At 50.9% G+C, this 972-nt stretch carries 3 pseudogenes; 2 read left to right on the top strand and 1 reads right to left on the bottom strand.

From position 1 onward, the window contains the following. Both J9889_RS19730 and J9889_RS19725 read left to right on the top strand, forming a co-directional pair. Nucleotides 1-138: pseudogene (locus J9889_RS19730) on the top strand (IS1595 family transposase); the annotation flags it as partial. A gap of 38 nt (nt 139-176) precedes the next feature. After that, nucleotides 177-422 (top strand): annotated as a pseudogene (locus J9889_RS19725) (transposase); the annotation flags it as partial. Nucleotides 423-429: 7 nt separating this feature from the next. On the opposite strand, the pseudogene J9889_RS19720 reads toward J9889_RS19725, so the two are convergent. Next, nucleotides 430-972, bottom strand: a pseudogene (locus tag J9889_RS19720) (ISAs1-like element ISAs1 family transposase); the annotation flags it as partial.

The following is a 972-nucleotide window of genomic DNA, read 5'->3' as shown; positions in this document are numbered from 1 at the left end:
AGGCATCTTGCGGAATACTGCTTCCGGTTTAATCATCGTTTTGACCTCAAGAGCATGTTGGTTGAATTGGGGCATGCAGTCGTGGCAAGCCCTCCGATGCCATATCGGCTCTTGAAGCTGGCTGAGGGTCATGGGTAATCAGGTAGCCTTAAAATGAGGCAACTATTGGAGGTGTTATGACCCGTCAGCGTTATCCAGAAACATTCAAAATCGAAGCCGTTAAACAAATCACCGAGCGCGGACGGCCGGTGGCTGACGTTGCACGAGCCCTTGGGGTCTCCAGCCACAGTCTGTATACCTGGCTCAGGCAGTACGGTAAGCCTGCTGACCAGCAGCTCGAAGAGTCTGCCTTGCAAGCCGAGATACGCCGCCTGAAAGCCGAACTGCGCCAGGTCACCGAGCAGGGCGGGAGCACACTTTGTTGATATTTTAACCAAAGAATAACTGAGCCCGATAGTCGTCATTCCAGCCGGCTCTTTTTAGCTTGTTTCTCTGACTTCGAGCACCACAATTGCTCTGTTTTACGATATTCAATACGAACCGCCGGAATAGCGCCATATTCTCGACCGCATCCTCCATCGCTATCCTGGAAGCATCCTCGTTGAACACCACATCAAGAATGTAATGCTGGCTGTTCTCTATCCGCCAGTGCTGCCGTATATAGTGCCCTAGCAGCTTGTGCTTGGGGGATAACGAGCTGACATAGTAAGAGGTATCTACCGTTCCTTTTCCGTTGGCGCTGCGGTGACGCTCAACGGCAATGATGCTGCGGATTGTCGGCCATTTCTCCGTCAACTCTGGCGGTAATTTGGCTTTTAATTGAAATACATAACGCTCTTCCTGGCGGCCATGTCCACTCTCTTTGTGCTCGACGACAATCTTCTCTTTCTGGGCGTCAAACAGTGACTGGAATTGCGATTGAACCGCTTGATACAGCTTCGGTTGATTATTCTTGACCTGTACCACTACATG

The sequence above is a fragment of the Aeromonas sp. PrichA-15 genome, assembly GCF_017939245.1.
Taxonomy (GTDB): domain Bacteria; phylum Pseudomonadota; class Gammaproteobacteria; order Enterobacterales; family Aeromonadaceae; genus Aeromonas; species Aeromonas caviae.
Note: the sequence above shows the minus strand (reverse complement) of the source record. Positions and strands in the feature narration are given on the sequence as shown.